The organism is uncultured Marinobacter sp. (assembly GCF_963974375.1).
Taxonomy (GTDB): Bacteria; Pseudomonadota; Gammaproteobacteria; order Pseudomonadales; family Oleiphilaceae; genus Marinobacter.
Window position 1 is genome coordinate 1 of record NZ_CAXBDN010000066.1, and the last position, 16,921, is coordinate 16,921.

Genomic DNA, 16,921 nt, shown 5'->3' on the forward strand with positions numbered 1-16,921 from the left:
AACGCTGCAACTCTGCGGTGGTGGACTCGATGGGCAGATACACCACCCGGTCGATGATGGTGCCCTGGTCTTCCCGGTAATGAGGATTTCGGGACACCTCCAGCTTTTCCCCGATATTCCACAGGTCCAGCTGATAGGCGCCATTGGACACCATGTTGCCGGGCTTGGTCCAGTCACTGCCGTAACGCTCGACCACATGGCGGGGGGCAGGAAACATGGTGTAATGCACCGTCATATCTGGCAGGTAGCTGACCGGATCTTCCAGCGTCACCTCGAAGGTAAACTCGCTGCTGGCGAGAACCCCCAGCTTATCCGGCGCCAGGTCCCCCCGGATAATGGGCCCCGCGTTTTTCACGCCGGCGGTTTCAATATAGTAGGCGTAACTGGACCCCACCTCCGGATCCACCGCCCGCTGCCAGCCATAGACCACATCCTCGGCTGTCACTGGCGTGCCATCACTCCAGCGGCTGTCACCACGCAGCTGAAAGGTCCAGGTCAGACGGTCCTCTGAAACCGACCAGGATTCCGCCAGCGCCGGCTCGGTATCCCCCCGGGGACCGCTGCGGGTCAGCCCTTCAAACAGATCGATGACAATAGCGCCACCCACTGCATCCTGCACCAGATGAGGGTCCAGCGAGGCGGGTTCCGTGGAATTACCTCGCACCAGTACCTGGCGCCGTGCCAGCGGCTCACCGGTCACCGGGTGGATCTGCAGGCGCGCCTCCGGCACGTCGGTATCAACGGAGTCAGCCGCGCCCGCTCCGGCAGTGATCTCTGAGGTGTCGCCGCAACCTTTTAACAGCACCAGCATCATCACAAGGAATGCCAGCGGTATCCCGGAAAACCGATGCCGTACAGGTCCGAAGCTCCGCTTCGTCATGGCACTTACCCACTGAAAAAGGATGAATGAAATCAGTGCCAACGAAGCTAACGCGAATCCGCCACCACCACAAGCAGCGTTAGTGTCGATGCCACCTCCTTCACAGCGATCTATGCCATACTTGCGGTCGTTCAATGCCATACCGGGTGGTTCAAACCGGATACGCAACATCGAATAACAACACCATCAAAGCAAAAGGAGCAACACCCCATGAAACCCGAAACCCTCGCGCTGCACGCAGGCTTCAGTGGCGACCCCACTACCCACGCTGCCACCACGCCCATTTACCAGACCACGTCCTACACCTTTGACGACACCCAGCACGGCGCTGACCTGTTCAATCTCAAGGTTCCGGGCAATATCTATACCCGAATCATGAATCCCACCAACGCCGTACTGGAAGAGCGGATGGCTCAGCTGGAAGGTGGTATTGGCGCACTCGCGGTGGCCTCCGGCATGGCCGCCATCACCTACGCACTGCAAACCATCTGCAGCGTGGGCACCAACATTGTCAGTACCAGCCAGCTATATGGCGGCACCTATAACCTGTTCGCTCATTCGCTGCCGAATCAGGGCATCCAGTGCCGGTTCGTGGAACACGATGACTACGACAACGTCATTGCCGCCATTGATGAAAACACCCGTGCCCTGTTCTGTGAATCCATCGGCAACCCCGCCGGCAATGTGGTGGATCTGCAGGCCTGGTCCCGCATTGCCAAGGATCACGGTATACCGCTGATTGTCGATAACACCGTAGCAACACCCTTCCTGTGTCGCCCCTTCGAACACGGTGCCGACATCGTGGTGCACTCGCTGACCAAATACATCGGCGGCCACGGCACCACCGTGGCGGGCATAGTGGTGGATTCCGGCAAATTTGACTGGAAAGCCAACGCCAAGCGCTTCCCGATGATGAATGAACCAGACCCCTCCTACCACGGCGTGGTCTACACCGATGCCCTCGGCCCGGCCGCCTTTATTGGCCGCTGTCGTGTGGTTCCCCTGCGCCAGACCGGCGCGGCGCTGTCTCCGTTCAATGCCTTCCTGATCATGCAGGGCATGGAAACCCTGGCCCTGCGAATGGAACGGCACTGTGAGAACGCAGAAAAAGTGGCGGAATATCTGTCGAATCACCCCAAGGTAACCTGGGTCAAATACGCCGCCCTGCCGGACAGCCCCTACAACCACAGCTGCAAGAAAATCTGTGGCGGTAAGGCCTCTGGCATTCTCAGCTTCGGTATCGAAGGTGGCCTGGAATCCGGCGCAAAGTTCATTGACGCACTGCAGATGATCTATCGCCTGGTTAACATTGGCGACGCCAAGTCCCTGGCCTGCCACCCGGCCACCACCACTCACCGCCAGCTCAATCCTGAGGAGCTGAAAAGCGCCGGTGTGAGCGAGGACATGGTGCGCCTGTCTATCGGTATTGAGCATGTAGACGACATCATTGCCGACATTGAACAGGCTCTGAACTCCGCCGCCTGAGCGCACAAGCTGACCACGCAAAAGGGGAGGCCTTAGCCTCCCCTTTTGCGTTTACCGATCACCATTCAGCTTTCGCGCTGGTCCTGCCAGGTTTTCAGCAGTTCATCATAGGGCACGGTTTCGCCCTGGGGCTTTTCATTGTCGAGCCTGGGCTTGGGTGCACCTGGCTGATCCAGCCAATACTGGGCATCCCGGGGTTCGTTCATCTTCGGCCCGCAGGTTTCCATCACATTGGCCCGCTCCAGGCGCATCATGATGCTGTCCTGGGCTTCCGCCAGACCATCCAGCGCTTTCTGGGGTGTGGCCTCGCCACTGGCGGCCTGGGAGATATACTGCCACCACAGCTGAGCCAGCTTCGGGTAGTCCGGCACGTTGGTACCGGTGGGCGTCCACTGCACCCGGGCCGGGCTGCGGTAGAACTCCACCAGACCACCGAGACGTGGTGCGGCTTCGGTCATGGCGTCGGAGTTAATATCAGACTCACGGATCGGCGTCAGGCCGGCCAGGGTCTTCTCCAGGGAGACGGTTTTGGCCACAGTAAACTGGGCATAAAGCCAGGCCGCCAGGCGTCGCTCCTCAGGAGTGGACTCGAAGAAGGTCCAGGAGCCCACATCCTGATAACCCAGCTTCATGCCCTCTTCCCAGTAGGGCCCGCGCGGGGATGGAGCCATGCGCCATTTCGGCGTGCCATCCTCGTTCACCACCGGCAGCCCTTCCTCCACCATGCTGGCGGTAAAGGCGGTATACCAGAAGATCTGCTGGGCGATGCTACCCTGGGCCGGAACCGGGCCAGCCTCTGAAAAGGTCATGCCCTGAGCTTCCGGCGGTGCGTATTTTTTCATCCAGTCCAGGTATTTGGTGGTCGCATAGACCGCCGCCGGACCGTTGACCGCGCCGCCACGGGTTACGCTGGACCCCACCGGGTGGCAGTCCTCCACCCGTATACCCCACTCATCCACCGGCAGGCCGTTGGGCAGGCCCTTGTCGCCAGCACCGGCCATGGAGAACCAGGCATCAGTAAAGCGCCAGCCAAGGGACGGATCCTTTTTGCCGTAATCCATGTGGCCATACACCCGCTTGCCATCGATTTCCTTCACATGCTCGGAGAAAAACTCGGCAATATCCTCATAAGCAGACCAGTTCACCGGCACCCCCAGCTCATAGCCGTAGATCTCCTCGAACTGTTCCTTGAGGTCCTCCCGCTCGAACCAGTCGGCGCGGAACCAGTACAGGTTGGCAAACTGCTGGGTGGGCAGCTGGTAGAGCTTGCCATCCGGCGCGGTGGTGAAGTCCAGACCAATGAAATCATCCAGGTCCAGTGTCGGCAGAGTCAGATCCTTGGCCTCGTTCTCCATCATGTCGGAGACCGGCACCACCTTGCCGTAACGCCAGTGGGTGCCGATCAGATCAGAGTCGTTGATATAGCCATCGTAGATATTGCGGCCCGACTGCATCTGGGTCTGCAGTTTTTCGATCACGTCCCCTTCCTGGATCAGGGTGTGGGTCAGGTTGATGCCAGTAATTTCTTTGAAAGCTGTCGCCAGGGTGCTGGCTTCGTATTCGTGGGTGGCGATGGTTTCCGACACCACGTTGATGTCCATGCCCCGGTAAGGCTCCGCCGACCTGGCGAACCACAACAGTTCCTCAAGCCGCTGCTCCTCATCAAGTGTGGATGTCGAAAATTCCTTGGCCCATTTGCGGGCGGCGTCTTCATATTGATCTGCGTATGCCAGGGTCGCTGACCCGAGGCCAAGTGCCGCCAGTGCGGCCCCCAGCAACAGGAGCCCTGGCCGGTTGTTGTTATTGAACATATCCAACCTCGTCTGTTCGTGTAAGAGTCGAGTCAAAAACTGCAGACTGACAGTGGTTATTGCTCGCGACGTGGCCGTGGCCCGCCGGTCTGGTGCTCTTACATCACGGGGCAGTTGTCCGTCCGCCCCCGTCACTGCGGTAACGCGATCATCCCGATAGGCATACCCTCCCGGTCCGGTTGTCGATGTCTGAGGCTGACGAGCTCAGCCCCACCTCAGCAAAATCAATCCCCATACCACTGATATCCCCAGAGCAAGCCACAGCGACAGCTCACTGAGGCCCAGCCACATCAGGTGGATATAGGCTGCCGACAGTAACCCGATAAACAGCCGGTCACCCCGTGTGGTTGCGATGGGCAGAAACCCCTTGCGCTCGGAACAGGGCAGCACGACTTCCCAGACACTCATCACCACCAGCAACAGGGCAATCACACTGAAAAAAATGGCAACAGGTCGGGTCCAGTTCATCCAGTCCAGCATGTCCATCCTGTCCGGCTCCTATACCCGGCCCAGGGCAAAGCCCCGGGCCACATGGTTGCGCACAAACCAGACCACCAGCACGCCAGGCAGAATGGTGAGCACGCCGGCCGCCGCCAGCACGCCCCAGTCAATGCCACTGGCGCCGATGGTTCGCGTCATAATGGCAGCGATGGGCTGGGCATTGACCGAGGTAAGAGTCCGGGCCAGCAACAGCTCCACCCAGGAAAACATGAAAATAAAGAACGCGGTCACGCCGATGCCGGAGCGGATCATGGGCATGAATATCTTCACGAAGAAACGGGGGAACGAGTAGCCGTCAACATAGGCAGTCTCGTCGTATTCCCGGGGTACGCCGGACATGAACCCCTCCAGGATCCAGACCGCCAGCGGCACATTGAACAGACAGTGGGCCAGGGCCACGGCAATGTGGGTGTCAAAAAGGCCGATAGAGGAATACAGCTGGAAGAAGGGCAGCAGAAACACCGCCGGCGGCGCCATGCGATTGCTCAACAACCAGAAGAACAGGTGCTTGTCACCGATGAACCGGTAGCGGCTGAAGGCATAGGCCGCCGGCAGTGCCACCGCCAGGGTGATGGCCATATTCATCAGCACATAGATCATGGAGTTGATATACCCGGAGTACCAGCTGGAGTCGGTAAAAATCACCACGTAGTTGTCGAAAGTAAAATCCTGTGGCCACAATGTCAGCCCGCTGAGGATCTCGCGGTTGGTCTTGAACGACATGTTCACCAGCCAGTAGATGGGGGTGAGCAGCAGGATGATAAATACGGTGATGCCAACACCACCGGAACGGGACCTTTGTCGCAGGGCCATGTTCTAACGCTCCTTGTCCATGTGGGTGATGGCGGTGAAGAACAGCCAGGACACCAGCAACACAATCAGGAAGTACACCAGCGAAAAGGCTGCAGCCCGCCCGAGGTCGAACTGCCCCACCGCCATGGTGGTCAGGGTCTGGCTCAGGAAGGTGGTGGAGCTGCCAGGTCCGCCGCCGGTTAGCACAAAGGGTTCGGTGTAGATCATGAAGCTGTCCATGAACCGCAGCAGTACCGCAATGACCAGTACATTCCGCAGCCGCGGCAACTGGATATGGCGAAACACCGCCCACCGTGAGGCCCGGTCGATTTCCGCCGCCTGGTAAAACGCATCCGGTATCGCCCGCAGGCCGGAGTAACACAGCAGCGCCACCAGCGGCGTCCAGTGCCAGACATCCATCAACAACACGGTAAACCAGGCATCCACCGGGTCATTGGTGTAGTTGTAGCTGAAACCCAGCTGGTTGAGCCCCCAGCCGAACAGGCCAATGTCGCCGCGGGCGAAGATCTGCCAGATGGTGCCGACCACGTTCCAGGGAATCAGCAGGGGAATGGCCAGCAGAATCAGGCAAAGGGAGGCCCTTATCCCTCCCCTGGGCATCATCAGCGCGATGCCGATGCCCAGGGGTATCTGGATGGCCAGAACCGCTCCCGAAAAACCGAATTGCCGTACCAGTGAGGCCTGCAATCTTTCATCCCGCAGCACATCCTGAAACCACTCGGTACCCACCCAGTAGGCACTGCCGGGGCCGAATATATCCTGCAGGGAATAATTAACCACCGTCATCAGCGGCACCAGGGCCGAGAAGGCCACCAGCAGCAGGACCGGCAGCACCAGCCACCAGGCCCGGTTGTCCGGAATCTTTCTCATACCGCTGCCTCCACCGGGTCTTCATGCACCAGATACTCATCCACATACAGCTTCAGCCAGCGGGACGGGAAATTCAGATGCACGGTTTGGCCACGCTCTACCCGGGTATCTTCCGGCAGCCGGGCCTTCAGGGCCTGCCCTTCCAGACGGGCGGTCAGGATCTGGTAAGTGCCCAGGTCCTCCACATCTTCCACAATGGCGGGGCAGGTGTCCGGGCCGGCCTCCCCCAGCCCGATGAACTCCGGGCGGATACCCAGCCTGAGATTGTCAGAGCGGCTTTCGGTCAGCCTCTTCATCAGTGCAGAGGAGAGCGGAAAACAGGTATCGCCAAACAGGACCCCACCCTCACATCGGGACACCGGTATGAGGTTCATGCCAGGGCTGCCGATGAAAAAGCCCACAAAGGTATGATTCGGGTTCTCGAACAGTTCTGTGGGGGTACCGAACTGGACAATCCGCCCTTCGTACATCACTGCAATCCGGTCAGCGAAGGTGGAAGCCTCCAGCTGATCGTGGGTCACATAGATCATGGTAATGTCGAATTCTTCATGGATCTGCTTGAGCTTGCGGCGCAGCTTCCATTTCAGTTGCGGGTCGATCACCGTGAGTGGCTCGTCAAACAGGATGGCGGAGACATCCTCCCGTACCAGTCCGCGGCCCATGGACACTTTCTGTTTTTCATCCGCAGTCAGATTGCGTGCCTTGTGTGGCAACAGAGAGGTCAGCTCCAGCACCTCCGCTACCGTCTCTACCCGGGTACCGATGCGGTCCCTTGCCATGCCACTGTTGCGCAGCGGAAACGCCAGGTTGTCGAACACCGTCATGGAGTCGTAAACCACCGGGAACTGGAATACCTGGGCAATATTGCGCTCCCGCGGTGACAGATGATTGACCGGTTTGCCGTCGAACAGCACCTGCCCCTCTGACGGCTCCAGCAGGCCCGAAATGATGTTGAGCATGGTGCTCTTGCCGCAGCCGGAAGGGCCCAGCAATGCATAGGCTCCGCCCCGCTCCCAGACATGGTCAAGCTGGCGGATGGCGTAATCCTCCGGTCCCGCCGGATGCTTTGCATAGCTGTGGGCCATGGCGCTCAGTCTGATTTCAGCCATGGATACCTCCCATGTCCGCCGGGGTGTGCACCAGCAACTGTTGCTGATCAAACACGAACAGCCGGTTCATGGGCAGATAGACCTGCACACGATTGCCGGGATCAAGGACATGTATACCCAGCTCCTGCACCACCATATCCAGGGTCTGGTGGCGGACGTGCAGAAAGGTCTCGGAACCACTGATTTCAGCCAGGGTGACATCCATATCCAGCGCCAGGTCATCGTCGCCGGATCGGACCAGACTGGCATGACTCGGGCGTACCCCGAACAGGTACTCCCCCTCGGCAAGACCTTCCAGGTCACGGGTCAGGTCGTGATGTACCCCCTGCCCGAAGCTGACTCTGCGCTCCTGTACCCGACCCGGCAGCAGGTTCATGGGAGGTTCGCTGAACAGTTCGGCCGCCAGTGTGTTCACCGGGCGCCGGTAGACTTCCGCCACCGGTCCGGTCTGCACCACCCGAGCTTCGTGCAACAGGGTGGTCGTTCCACCCAGGGCCAGGGCTTCATTGGCTTCGGTGGTGGCGTAGACGGCTATGCACTGGCGTTCACGGAACAGCTGGCGCAGCTCCGAACGCAGCTCCTCCCGCAGTTTGTAATCCAGATTCACCAGCGGTTCGTCAAACAGGATCAGGGTGGCATCCTTGACCAGTGCCCGGGCCATGGCGGTGCGCTGTTGCTGGCCACCGGAGAGCTCAAGTGGATAGCGGGACAACAGGTTGTCGATGTGCAGCATGGCGGCGGTTTCCCGGACTCGCCGATCGAGCTCTGCCCCTTTCATCCGGGCCAGCCGCAGGGGTGAGGCGATGTTCTCGTAGACCGTCAGATTGGGGTAGTTGATAAACTGCTGGTAGACCATGGAGACGTTGCGCTTGCGCACGCCCTGCCCTGTCACATCCGTGCCGTTGTAGAGAATGCGGCCACAATCCGGCTGGTCCAGACCGGCCATCAGACGCATCAGGGAGGTTTTTCCTGCCAGGGTGCGGCCCAGCAGAACATTGAACGAGCCCGCCTCGAAGGTCAGGCTCGCATCACGAATATAGTCCACGCCGTCCACGGCACGGGAGAGCTTCTCCAGTTGCAGCGACATCCGGTTTCCTTCTTGTTCTTATGCAGCTGGCACCGGGCCACCTGCAGTCCCTGTTGAGTCTTGCAGACTGATCTGATCCTTGCCGGCGCCATTTGCCTGGGCGCCGAAAATCCGGAAACAGGGTCCTGCATGTCCCTGACAACATCACGGATGCCTGTGAAGGCTTCTTATGTTTCTAGTACAGGGCCGGGATGTTCGCAAACAATCATGGCCACTTTGGCGATTTGTTCACTAAACAGGCAGGCCTGCCGCATCTTTCTGACCGCAACAGGCTGAATATCAGCGACCTGAATTGCGCTGCGTTATACTGCACCGGCCAATTCTCTTTTCGTTGACGAACCTATGGAGCAGCCATGCCTCAGTCCCGCCGGCAGGACCAGATTCTGGAACTGATTCGACAACAGGGGTTTGCCACCACCGAACAGCTGGTGGATCACTTCCGCGTTACCCCCCAGACCATACGGCGGGACCTGAACGAACTGGCCAGCCAGAACCGGGTAAGGCGTCACCATGGCGGTGCCGGCATTGATTCCAGCACCGTCAACACTGCCTATCAGGCCCGCAAGATCAGGGAACTGGAAGCCAAGGAACGTATCGCCGCCGCTCTCGTGGAGATGATTCCGGACAACGCCTCGCTGTTTATCAATATCGGCACCACCACCGAAACCATTGCCCGGGCACTGCTGGTCAGGAACAATCTGCAGGTGGTTACCAACAACCTGCATGTGGCCTCCATTCTCTCCGCCCGGGAGGATTTCACCATCATCATTGCCGGCGGCGAGGTCCGTAACCGGGATGGTGGCATCGTGGGTGAGGCAACCCGCGACTTCATCAATCAGTTCCGTATGGATTTCGGCATCATCGGTATCAGCGGCATTCACAGCGATGGCTCGCTGCTGGATTTCGACTATCGCGAAGTGCGGGTCGCCCAGGCCATTATCGGTAATTCAAATCAGGTCTTGCTGGCAGCGGACCATACCAAGTTCGGCCGCAACGCCATGGTGCGCCTGGGCAATATTACCCAGGCCAATCACGTTTTTACCGACCGGACGCCACCGGAGGAAATCCGCCACTTGCTGACGGAGCACCAGGTCAGCCTGCACGTGGTCTGAACTGGTTTCGTCTCACAAACTCATTTTCGTTTATTTTCGCTATTTTCCTTTACGCGTAGCTGCCACTTTTCCATACTGACCTCCTACCCATCCCGGAAAAGAGGTACAGGTCTGATGAACGGCGAACCAGGGAACTATGACGTGGTCGTGGTGGGCGGCGGCGTGAACGGCACGGGGATCGCCATGGATGCCGCCGGCCGGGGCCTGAACGTATTGCTGTGTGAGATGAACGATCTCGCCTCGGCCACCTCCAGCCGCAGCAGCAAACTGATTCATGGAGGCCTGCGCTACCTTGAACATTATGAATTTCGTCTGGTGCGGCAGGCACTGGCGGAACGGGAAGCCTTGCTGGCCAACGCCCCCCACATCATGTGGCCAATGCGGTTTCGACTGCCTCATCAGCCCCACCTGAGACCGGCCTGGATGATCCGCACCGGGCTGTTCCTCTATGATCACCTTGCCAAACGGGAGTTGCTGCCCGGCTCCCGGTCCATCACCTTTACGCCGCAGGATCCCCTGAAGCCGGAAATCACCCGGGGGTTCGAATACTCCGACGGCTGGGTGGACGACGCCCGGCTGGTGGTCCTGACCGCAAGGGCTGCGCAAGAACGGGGCGCGACGGTGCTCACCCGCACCCGTTGCGTGCGGGCTGAGCGCGGTACTGACCACTGGCAGATTACCCTGCTGGACACCCGCACCGGCGACTCCCGGGTGGTTCGCAGCAAGGCCCTGGTCAATGCCGCCGGACCCTGGGTCAGCAGCCTGTTTGACAGTACCCTGGGGCAGAAAGCGCCCAGAATGATCCGTATGGTGAAGGGCAGTCACATCGTGGTACCCCGTCTGAACAGGGACGATGAAGCCTATATCCTGCAGAACGAAGACGAGCGGATTGTGTTTGTCATCCCTTATGAGGACCAGTTCTCGCTGGTGGGCACGACCGACGTGGACTACCAGGGCAACCCTTCCGAAGCCCGTATTTCCGACGAAGAAACCCACTATCTGCTGGACATCGTCAATCACTACTTCCGTCACCAGCTGACACCGGCGGACGTGGTCTGGTCCTATTCCGGGGTCAGGCCGCTGATGGATGACGAGGAAGGAAGCGCCCAGAAAGCCTCCAGGGATTATTCCTTTGAGGTGGATGCACCCGATGGTAAGACACCGCTACTGTCGGTGTTCGGCGGCAAGCTCACCACCTTTCGCAAATTGGCGGAGGCGGCCACTGACCGGCTGTGCCAGTATTTCCCCCAGCCCCGGGGGCACTGGACACGAAAAGCGGTATTGCCAGGTGGCGACTTCAGCAGTCAGCCCCGCCTGCAGGCCGATCTGCTTCAGCGCTACCCGTGGCTGCCGGAGCTGCTGGCCTCGCGGCTGGTTCGCTGCTATGGCACCGACAGCTACCGGATTCTGGGGTCCGCCAGCAGCCTCAGGGAGTTGGGCAGGCATTTTCTGGGCACACTCTATGAACGGGAGGTGCAGTATCTGGTGCGCCACGAATGGGCCATGACTGCGGAGGATATCCTCTGGCGCCGGACCAAACAGGGGCTTTATGCCAGCCTGCAGGAAATCGAGGCGCTGGACCGCTGGCTGGAAAGCCGGGAAGACCTGACCGCGCGACAGCAATACGTTCCCGGCTGACCCCGACCTGCAACGGGACAGCCGCCGGCACCGGGATTTCCCCTATGGCGCTTGTATCCGCAAGTCCGGGGCCTTACTCTTTACAGGTCCGCATTCACCTTTTCCAGAGAGACCCCGGTTGCCATGAGCGACAACGCCAAACCCCGCGTAGTCAGCGGCTCCAAGTTCCGCAATGAACATGGATTTTCCGCCATCAAGGACGGCGTCAAGAAATCCGCCAGCGCTGACACACCGGTGGAGCGCAAACCCCGCTGGCTTCGTGCCCGTATGCCCGGGGGCGAGCGATTTGAGGCGGTAAAGCGCAATGTGAAGGACCACCGGCTGAGCACGGTGTGCCAGGAGTCTCATTGCCCCAATATCGGGGAATGCTGGAATAACGGTACCGCCACCATTATGGTGATGGGTTCCGTGTGTACCCGCGCCTGCAAGTTCTGCGCAGTGGATACCGGCAATCCCAAAGGCTGGCTTGATCAGGACGAACCGGAGAATACCGCCAAATCCGTAGAGCTGATGGGGCTGCGCTACATCGTATTGACCTCGGTGGATCGGGACGATCTGCCGGATGGCGGCGCCGCCCATTACGCGGCCTGTGTCGCCGCCATCAAGACCCGCACCCCGGAAGTGGCCGTTGAGGCCCTGACCCCGGATTTTGACGCAGTAATGCCTCACGTTGAGCGGGTGGTGGATTCCGGGCTGGACGTCTTTGCCCAGAATGTGGAAACCGTGAAACGCCTGACGCACCGGGTACGGGATCCCCGGGCCGGTTATGAGAAAACCCTCAGCGTGCTGGCCCACGCCAAACGCTATCGCCCGGACGTCCTGACCAAAACCAGCCTGATGCTGGGTCTTGGTGAAACCGAGGAAGAAATCCTCGAAACCATGGACGACCTGCTCGCCGCCGGGGTCGATATTCTCACTCTGGGCCAGTACCTGCGCCCTACCCCGAATCACCTGCCGGTTGAACGCTATGTGACCCCGGAAGAGTTCAATCGCTTCCGCGACATCGGCCTTGAAAAAGGCTTTATGGAAGTGCCCTCGGGCCCCATGGTGCGATCCAGCTATCGTGCTGACCGGGTGTTCGAAAAGAACAATCTTGGTCTCGCCGTACCGGCGGTTCCGAAGCAGCCCGACGCCAGCATGATTCCGGTACAGCAGGTGGATTGATACCCTGATGGTGTTGCGGGTAACCGCTTGTGGGTATTTCGTAAGACTTTGTCAAATCGCTGCAATTAACTGATCCGGGGCAAGGATTCCCAGCCCCGGGACTGCTATCTTCAGACTTCGTAAGGTCAGTCTGGTGCGGGCACCATCTTTGCCCGCCCGTGTGGTTACGATCCCTAACAACAGGTTTCCCATGCTGAGTCTGCTCAAAAACGCACGTCTTAAATTCAAGTTCTGGCTGCTGAACATTCTGGTATTTGTGGTGATGTGCCTGCTGGTGCTGTTCGCCATGCATTACACCGCCGATCTGACCGGCCAGTCTTTCCGGGACGTGTTTTTCCAGACCGCACCCGCCTATGCCGGCATGGTGGCGGTGCTGATGGCGCTGGAAATGGCCGGCTCCCAGTTGCTGATCTCGTTTATTGAACGCCATGTCAATCGACTCAAGAAAACCATGGTATCGGTCCAGCAGTCAGGCAATCTCAGCGAACGCGCCCTGGTGAACTCCACCGACGAAATCGGTGAAATGGCGGCAGCCTTCAATGCCATGCAAACCCGCACCGGCGACGTGGTCAAAGGCATGCTGGAAGCCATTGCCCGACTCCACGAAGAAGTCAGAGAGCTCAGCGCAGCCGCCGCATCCCGCCGGGATGAGCTGCAACGCCAGCAAGCGGGTGCCGATCGCTCGGCGGAAACCGTCGAAGCCATGCTGCAGAGTTTCATCGGTATTGCGGAACAGGCCGGTATTGCCAAGACCCTGTCACACGAAGCCAACCGTGCGGCTGCCGACGGCAGTGACCGCGTCGCCCGCAGTGCCGAGTCCATTCAGAGCCTGGCCGGCGCCATTGAAACCTCAGCGGATTCGGTCCGCGCCCTGTCGGACAACAGCCAGGAAATCCGCCAGGCGGTAACCGAGATCAAGGGCATTGCCGAGCAGACCAACCTGCTGGCGCTGAATGCCGCCATTGAGGCCGCCCGGGCCGGTGACCAGGGCCGCGGCTTTGCCGTGGTGGCCGATGAGGTTCGCAAGCTCGCCCAGCGGGTTCAGGATTCCACTGACCAGATCCAGAGCACCATTGACCGGCTGTTGCAGGCCATGGAGGCAGCCGTCAGACAGATGACCGGCAGCTCCGAAAGCGCCACCCGATGCGTCTCCGAAGCGCTGGAGGGGCGCCAGGCCCTGGACGACATCAAGGGCATGGTGTCGCGCATAGACACCACCAATGAGGAAATTGCCAACGTGTCTGCAGATCAGACCCGGTCCACTGACCAGGTGCTGGCAGACGTTCAGGGTATCCGCGAAACCACCCAGAACATGGTGACTGAGCTGGTCGCCAGTGCAGAGATGAGTGAGCGCCTGAAGAAGCTGATCGATTCCCTGGAAGAGGTCTCCCGGCGGGTCAGCGTGCGCTGAAAAGCCAGCCTGGCTCACAAAATCCGTGAAAATATGGCAGACTTCGGGCTCATTTATGCGCCTGGAGTGCTGACTCGTCATGTCCCCCCTGTTCCGGTTATACGATCGGCTGATTCTCCGTAACCCCTGGCTGACACTCGCCGTTTTTGCCCTGGTTCTGGTGCTGGTCAGCATCAGGCTGGACCAGTTCCGGCTGGATGCCTCGGCCGAAACCCTGGTGCTGGAAAACGATAGCGCGCTGGCCGACTACCGCACCATCAACCAGCGATTTGTGACATCTGACGACTTTCTGATTGTCACCTTCACCCCGAACCAGCCGCTGTTTGATAAAGCCAGCATCGATACCCTGAGGCAGCTGCGGGATGAGCTGGAACAGCTCGACCGGGTTGGTTCCACTAACAGCATTCTCAACGTACCGCTGCTGCATAGCCCGGATCTGACCCTGGACACGGTGGATTCGGAGATACGGACGCTCGACGGCGACGAGGTTACACTGGCCGATGCCCGCGACGCCTTGCTGGACAATCCGCTCTACCCCAACCTGCTGATCAGTGAGGATGGCGAGACCACCGCCATTCAGCTGAACCTGCCGACCCCGGAGCGGTATTTCGAGTTGCTGTTCAGCCGTAACGAGCTTCGGGACAAAGCCCGGGACAGCAGTCTTTCGGAGGAAGAACGCCGCACACTGGCCCAGGTGTCAGACGAGTTTCAGGCTCTGGTCAGTGAGCAGACCGGAATTCAGGAACAGACCATCGCCGAGGTTCGCGCGATTCTTGAGCGCTACCGGGACCGCGCTGAAATTCATCTGGGTGGCGTACCGATGATCGCCTCCGACATGATCCGGTTTGTGGCCAGTGACCTGACCACCTTTGGCACCGGCGTTCTGATTTTTCTGCTGCTGACCCTGGCCGTGATTTTCCGGCAGTGGCGCTGGGTAGTGGTGCCGCTTCTATGCTGCGGATTTACGGTGTGGCTGACCATGGGTTTTCTGGGCTGGATGCAGTGGCCGGTGACCGTGATTTCCTCAAACGTTATCTCGTTGCTGCTGATCATGACCCTGTCGCTGACCATTCACCTGATCGTGCGATACCGGGAATACCAGCACGATGACCCCGAAGCCGCTCCGGCCGACACCTTGCGCCAGACCCTGCAGGCCATGGTCAGACCCTGCTTCTTTATGGCCATCACCACCATGGTGGCGTTCGGGTCACTGACCCTCAGCGACATCCGCCCGGTGATTGATTTCGGCTGGATGATGACCATGGGACTGGCTACCGCCTTTGTGATCAGTTTCCTGGTGTTTCCGGTGCTGCTGACACTGCTGCCACCGCCGGTGGACACCCGGGTCCGCTCGAACCGAACCCCGCTCACCGATACCTGGGCGAGACTGACCGAAAACCACGGCAGTGGCGTGCTGGTTGGCGCCGGTGTACTGGCGGTGCTGTGTGTGGTGGGTCTGACCCGGCTGTCGGTGGAAAACAGCTTTATCGACTATTTCAAATCCAGCACGGAAATTCACCAGGGTATGCTGGTGATTGACCAGCGTCTGGGCGGAACCACGCCCCTGGATGTTGTGATTACCGACAAGGACCGGCCAGAGCCGGGAGGGGGCGATCCCTTTGCCAGCGACTGTGACCCGTTCATGGACGACGACTGCGGCGACGAAGATGTCAGGGACACCTGGTTTACCTGGCAGAAGATGAACCGGCTCGAGCAGGTTCACAACTACCTGGACAGCCTGCCGGAAACCGGTAAGGTCATGTCGGTCACCACCACATTGCGGCTGCTGGCCAGGGTCAACGGTGGCGAGCCTTTGAATGCCCTGGAAATGGCGTTTGTGCCCGCGTTCGTACCCGATGATCTGCAGGAACTTCTGCTCACCCCCTATATTTCAGAGGAGCACCAGCAGGCCCGCTTCAGCATTCGACTGCTGGATTCGCTGCCGGATCTGCGCCGCCAGCAACTGCTGGATGAGATTCACCGGCACCTGACCGAAGAGCTGGGCTTCGACGATGATCAGGTTCTGCTGGCCGGCATGACCGTGATGTACAGCAACATGCTGCAAAGCCTGTTCGACTCCCAGATTCGCAGCCTGGGTGTCGTTTTTCTGGCCATTGCCCTGATGTTCCTGTTGCTGTTCCGTTCCCTCAAGCTGGCACTTGTAGGACTGGCACCGAACCTGTTGGCCGCGGGCTCAGTACTGGGCCTGATGGGCTGGCTGGGCATTCCACTGGACATGATGACCATCACCGTGGCGGCCATTACGGTGGGTATCGCGGTGGACGACACCATCCATTACATCCACCGGTTCAAGGTGGAGTTCCGGAAGGACCGGGATTACGTAGCCACCATGCATCGCTGCCACAGCAGCATCGGCCGCGCCATGTCCTACACCACACTGACTATCATCATCGGATTCTCGATTCTGGTGCTGTCGAACTTCATTCCCACCATCTACTTCGGTCTGTTCACCGGCTTTGCCATGTTTATGGCACTGCTGGGCGCGCTGACGCTGCTGCCCAAACTGATTCTGCTGACACAGCCTTTCGGCAAACCCGAAGGACAGTAGCGCCGGTTTCGCAACATCACGGACACTGAAAATGCCTCGAAAAAAAAACGGCGCAGGCTCTGGTCGCCTGCGCCGGTTTTTCCAGTCAACGCGCCATAGTCAACGCTTGACCGCTATCAGCAGGGCTCAACTCTTGCCGGCTTCGCCCTTGCCCGCCTCATAGCCTTCCACCGGCGCCAGCATCTCATCGTGCTCCGCCATATCCCAGGGCAATTTGCCCGGTGAGATATGCAGGAAGTGCAGGTAGTTCTCGAACTGATCGATAATGTCCTTGATGATGTCATGCTCATCGTAGCCGTAAATATCGTAGGAACGACCACCCCGGCGCAGGAACACCTCCGCACGGTAGAGCACTTCCGGTTTGTCCGGATCGCGTTTGAGTTCAGCGTAAACAAATCCGGGCATGGTGTTTTCAGTCAGGCGGATATCGTACATGAAGTCCACATGGCCTTCCCGCGTGACCTGCAAATA

The 16,921-nt window shown here is 59.4% G+C and carries 13 protein-coding genes and 1 pseudogene; 6 read left to right on the forward strand and 8 right to left on the reverse strand.

The genetic code is table 11. From position 1 onward, the window contains the following. The coding region (locus tag AAC035_RS07680; protein ID WP_339802100.1) for a peptide ABC transporter substrate-binding protein at window positions 1-1,021 on the reverse strand (1,021 nt) is incomplete at its 3' end. Window positions 1,022-1,090: 69 nt separating this feature from the next. Here AAC035_RS07680 and AAC035_RS07685 point away from each other — a divergent pair. Beyond that, a complete protein-coding gene (locus AAC035_RS07685) occupies window positions 1,091-2,365 on the forward strand; it encodes an aminotransferase class I/II-fold pyridoxal phosphate-dependent enzyme (RefSeq protein ID WP_339802103.1) in 1,275 nt (424 codons plus the stop codon). Between the two features lie 65 nt (window positions 2,366-2,430). On the opposite strand, the gene AAC035_RS07690 is transcribed toward AAC035_RS07685, so the two are convergent. The 6 genes from AAC035_RS07690 to AAC035_RS07715 all read right to left on the reverse strand — a co-directional run bounded on the left by AAC035_RS07690 (window position 2,431) and on the right by AAC035_RS07715 (window position 8,556). Then, window positions 2,431-4,176 (reverse strand): ABC transporter substrate-binding protein, encoded by a 1,746-nt coding sequence (locus AAC035_RS07690; RefSeq protein WP_339802106.1) that lies wholly within the window; start codon window positions 4,174-4,176, stop codon window positions 2,431-2,433. A 204-nt stretch (window positions 4,177-4,380) separates the two neighbouring features. Then, window positions 4,381-4,656, reverse strand: coding sequence for a DUF2160 domain-containing protein (locus tag AAC035_RS07695; protein ID WP_339802136.1), 276 nt, complete (start codon window positions 4,654-4,656; stop codon window positions 4,381-4,383). A gap of 18 nt (window positions 4,657-4,674) precedes the next feature. After that, window positions 4,675-5,490 (reverse strand): carbohydrate ABC transporter permease, encoded by an 816-nt coding sequence (locus AAC035_RS07700; protein WP_339802109.1) that lies wholly within the window; start codon window positions 5,488-5,490, stop codon window positions 4,675-4,677. A 3-nt stretch (window positions 5,491-5,493) separates the two neighbouring features. Further along, window positions 5,494-6,360, reverse strand: a complete 867-nt coding sequence (locus AAC035_RS07705; protein WP_339802112.1) for a sugar ABC transporter permease — start codon at window positions 6,358-6,360, stop codon at window positions 5,494-5,496. Next, window positions 6,357-7,469 (reverse strand): ABC transporter ATP-binding protein, encoded by a 1,113-nt coding sequence (locus tag AAC035_RS07710; RefSeq protein ID WP_339802115.1) that lies wholly within the window; start codon window positions 7,467-7,469, stop codon window positions 6,357-6,359. Before AAC035_RS07710 ends, AAC035_RS07705 begins: the two co-directional genes overlap by 4 nt. After that, window positions 7,462-8,556: an ABC transporter ATP-binding protein gene (locus AAC035_RS07715; RefSeq protein WP_339802118.1), complete on the reverse strand. Its 1,095-nt coding sequence runs from the start codon at window positions 8,554-8,556 to the stop codon at window positions 7,462-7,464. The genes AAC035_RS07710 and AAC035_RS07715 overlap by 8 nt, the downstream gene beginning before the upstream one ends. A gap of 353 nt (window positions 8,557-8,909) precedes the next feature. Here AAC035_RS07715 and AAC035_RS07720 point away from each other — a divergent pair, with 353 nt between their 5' ends. The 5 genes from AAC035_RS07720 to AAC035_RS07740 all read left to right on the forward strand — a co-directional run bounded on the left by AAC035_RS07720 (window position 8,910) and on the right by AAC035_RS07740 (window position 16,450). After that, a complete protein-coding gene (locus AAC035_RS07720) occupies window positions 8,910-9,668 on the forward strand; it encodes a DeoR/GlpR family transcriptional regulator (RefSeq protein ID WP_339802121.1) in 759 nt (252 codons plus the stop codon). Between the two features lie 114 nt (window positions 9,669-9,782). Continuing rightward, entirely contained in the window at window positions 9,783-11,306 is a 1,524-nt protein-coding gene (gene glpD, locus AAC035_RS07725; RefSeq protein WP_339802124.1) for a glycerol-3-phosphate dehydrogenase, read from the forward strand. A 123-nt stretch (window positions 11,307-11,429) separates the two neighbouring features. Then, a complete protein-coding gene (gene lipA / locus AAC035_RS07730; RefSeq protein ID WP_339802127.1) occupies window positions 11,430-12,470 on the forward strand; it encodes a lipoyl synthase in 1,041 nt (346 codons plus the stop codon). A 190-nt stretch (window positions 12,471-12,660) separates the two neighbouring features. After that, a complete protein-coding gene (locus AAC035_RS07735; RefSeq protein WP_339802130.1) occupies window positions 12,661-13,881 on the forward strand; it encodes a methyl-accepting chemotaxis protein in 1,221 nt (406 codons plus the stop codon). 79 nt (window positions 13,882-13,960) lie between these two features. Next, the gene (locus tag AAC035_RS07740) at window positions 13,961-16,450 is read left to right on the forward strand and encodes an MMPL family transporter (protein ID WP_339802133.1); all 2,490 of its coding nucleotides are present in this window, start codon (window positions 13,961-13,963) and stop codon (window positions 16,448-16,450) included. A gap of 126 nt (window positions 16,451-16,576) precedes the next feature. Here the strand turns inward: AAC035_RS07740 and AAC035_RS07745 are convergent. Then, window positions 16,577-16,921 (reverse strand): annotated as a pseudogene (locus AAC035_RS07745) (hypothetical protein); the annotation flags it as partial.